Annotated in this window: 1 protein-coding gene; it reads right to left on the reverse strand. The window is 69.7% G+C overall.

All coding sequences use genetic code 11. The features are described 5' to 3' along the window. Nucleotides 1-508 (reverse strand): HAMP domain-containing protein (locus IEZ00_RS36040; protein ID WP_189227826.1); only part of this gene is annotated, 508 nt, incomplete at both ends.

Here is a 508-nt window from a genome sequence, read left to right on the forward strand (position 1 = left end):
TCGGTGCCGACTTCGCGGGCGACGCGGGTGACCTCGTCGGCGAAGGCGGAGAGCTGGTCGACCATCGTGTTGATGGTCTCCTTCAGCTCCAGGATCTCGCCGCGCGCGGCCACCGTGATCTTCTGCGACAGGTCGCCGCGTGCCACCGCCGTGGCGACCTGGGCGATGTTGCGGACCTGGCTGGTGAGGTTGCCCGCCATGAAGTTGACCGAGTCGGTGAGGTCGCGCCAGGTGCCCGCGACGCCGGGGACCTGGGCCTGGCCGCCCAGCCTGCCGTCGCTGCCGACCTCGCGGGCCACGCGGGTGACCTCCGCCGCGAACGAGGACAGCTGGTCGACCATGGTGTTGATGGTGGTCTTGAGCTGCAGGATCTCGCCGCGCGCGTCCACGTCGATCTTCTGCGACAGGTCGCCCTGCGCCACCGCGGTGGTGACCTGGGCGATGTTGCGGACCTGGCTGGTGAGGTTGCCCGCCATGAAGTTGACCGAGTCGGTGAGGTCGCGCCAGG

The sequence above is a fragment of the Saccharothrix coeruleofusca genome (genome assembly GCF_014648515.1).
In the GTDB taxonomy this organism is placed as follows: domain Bacteria; phylum Actinomycetota; class Actinomycetes; order Mycobacteriales; family Pseudonocardiaceae; genus Actinosynnema; species Actinosynnema coeruleofuscum.